This window comes from Albidovulum sp. (assembly GCF_049646345.1).
GTDB lineage: Bacteria > Pseudomonadota > Alphaproteobacteria > Rhodobacterales > Rhodobacteraceae > Albidovulum.
The window spans coordinates 1-2438 of the sequence record NZ_JBARVQ010000462.1 but is presented as its reverse complement, the minus strand read 5'-3'; the positions used below and the strand labels follow the sequence as shown (position 1 = coordinate 2438).

Genomic DNA, 2438 nt, shown 5'->3' with positions numbered 1-2438 from the left:
CGACAGGACGGTCCGCAGGTCGGAGGCGGCAGGCGCGCGCAAAGCGATCAGGCGCGCCGCCTCTTCGTTAATTCTCTCTTCCAAAGCATCGATGGCCTTGTCGCCTGCCCGGACCTTTGTGGCCAGTTCCTCGTCCCGCGTTTCCAGCGCCTGGGCCGCGTCGAGGATCGCCGCTTCGACCATGCCGCCCATCTTCATGACCATCGCCTGGATCGCCTCCAGATCGCGGTCGAAGGCGCGCAGGATATGTTGTTCGCTCATCGGTATCTCCTCAGCCGATCCGGCCGGTAATGTAGCTTTCGGTGCGCGGGTCGCGCGGATTGGTGAAGATCTGCCCGGTCTCGCCGAATTCGACCAGATTGCCGAGGTGGAAGAAGGCGGTCTTCTGGCTGACGCGGGCGGCCTGCTGCATCGAATGGGTGACGATGACGACGGCGAAACGCGAACGCAACTCGTCGATCAATTCCTCGACCTGCGCCGTGGCGATCGGGTCGAGCGCCGAGCAGGGTTCGTCCATCAGCAGCACTTCGGGCGAGGTCGCAACTGCACGCGCAATACACAGACGCTGCTGCTGGCCACCCGAAAGGCCCGTACCGGGGGCCTGAAGCCGGTCCTTGACCTCGCCCCAAAGGGCCGCGCGGCGCAGCGACTTCTCGACGATCTCATCCAATTCCGCCTTGCTCCGCGCAAGGCCATGGATGCGGGGACCGTAGGCGACGTTGTCATAGATCGACTTTGGGAACGGGTTCGGTTTCTGGAACACCATGCCGACCTTGGCGCGCAACTGCACCGGATCGACGCGCTTGTCGTAGATATCCTCGCCATCAAGCGTAATGCTGCCCTCAACCCGGCAGATATCGATCGTATCGTTCATCCGGTTGAGGCAGCGCAGGAAGGTCGACTTGCCGCAGCCCGAGGGGCCGATAAAGGCCGTCACGGTGCGGTCGGCAATCTCGACATCCACATCCTTGATGGCGTGATTGTCGCCGTAATAGACCTGCACGGCCTTTGCCGAGATCTTGATTTCGGCCGTGGCCGTTGTTTCGTCTGTCTGTCGCATGACATTCATTTTGGCAGTCTCCGCCATTTTTACCAGCGCCGTTCGAACTTGCGCCGCAGAAGGATCGCGACGGCATTCATGGCGAGAAGGAAGATGAGAAGGACGATGATCGCACCCGAGGCCCGTTCGACAAAGGCCGGATCGGCGCGCTGGGTCCAGTTGTAGATCTGTACCGGCAGGGCGGTGGCGGGGTCAAAGAACCCCTCCATCGGCGCGCCGGGATAGTCGCGCACAAAGGCCACCATGCCGATCAGGAGAAGCGGCGCGGTTTCGCCCAAGGCCTGTGCCAGACCGATGATCATGCCGGTCAGAATGCCGGGTGCGGCCAGGGGCAGGACATGGTGGAAGACCGATTGCATCTTCGAGGCCCCGACCCCAAGCGCCGCATCGCGGATCGATGGCGGCACCGCCTTCAGGGCAGCCCGCGCCGGGATGATGATGCGGGGCAGCGTCATCAGGGTCAGGACCAGCCCGCCGACAATGGGCGCTGATTGCGGCAGCCCTGCGAAGTTGATGAAGGCCGCAAGCCCGAGGATGCCGAAGACGATAGAGGGTACGGCGGCAAGGTTGGAGATATTGACCTCGATAATATCGGTAAAGCGGTTCTTCGGGGCGAATTCTTCAAGATAGACCGCCGTCGCCACACCGATGGGCAATGAGAGCGCCAGCACCACGATCATCATGTAAAGCGATCCGATGATCGCGACGCCCAGACCAGCAGCCTCGGGGCGCTTTTCTGACGCGTCCGGTGCGGTCACGAAACCCCAGTTAAAACTCGTGTGCAGATGCCCCGTTTCCTTCAGCGCATCGGCAAGATCAAGCTGCGCGGGCGAGACGTTCTTGTCGAGAAGTGCCGTCTCCCGCGTCACCCGGCCTTTGAAATAGCCGTCGATCCGACCGCCGATCAAAAGCTCCAGCGTGATGGTCTGGCCCACAAGGTCCGGGTCGGCCAACACCTGATTGCGCAGGGTTGCCGGGGCCTCTTCTGAAAGGAACTTGGAGATGTCCTTGGATTTCAGCCCCTCAACCGTAATCCCAAGCGTGTCAAGCTGCGCCTCAAGCGCATTGGCCAGCACCTTGGCATAACCGACCGTGGTGACCTTCTTCATCACCGCCAGATCGCGGATGCCGGATTTGTCGAGCTTTTCCTCGGGCAGCGGAATTTCCAGTTGCAGCGTCGTCTGGCGGAAGGCCAAGGACCCGTTACCAAAGATCGACACCAGCAGCCCGGCAAGCGCGATGATCGCGACCGCGACGGCAATCAGGCCGTAAAGCCGGAACCGTGCCTCAGCGGCATTGCGCCGCTTGGTGCGGGCGTCAGGGGTCAGGAGCGATGTTTTCGCGGTCATTCGTACTGCTCCCGGTATTTGCGCACGAT

The 2438-nt window shown here is 61.9% G+C and carries 3 protein-coding genes; all 3 read right to left on the bottom strand.

The features are described 5' to 3' along the window. On the bottom strand, positions 1-261 hold a 261-nt coding region (locus WBB85_RS11600; protein ID WP_432638773.1), incomplete at its 3' end, for a phosphate signaling complex PhoU family protein. Positions 262-271: 10 nt separating this feature from the next. Continuing rightward, positions 272-1069 (bottom strand): phosphate ABC transporter ATP-binding protein PstB, encoded by a 798-nt coding sequence (gene pstB, locus WBB85_RS11595; RefSeq protein WP_432638772.1) that lies wholly within the window; start codon positions 1067-1069, stop codon positions 272-274. A 20-nt stretch (positions 1070-1089) separates the two neighbouring features. Further along, positions 1090-2409, bottom strand: a complete 1320-nt coding sequence (pstA, locus tag WBB85_RS11590; protein ID WP_432638771.1) for a phosphate ABC transporter permease PstA — start codon at positions 2407-2409, stop codon at positions 1090-1092. Between the last annotated feature and the right edge of the window lie 29 nt (positions 2410-2438).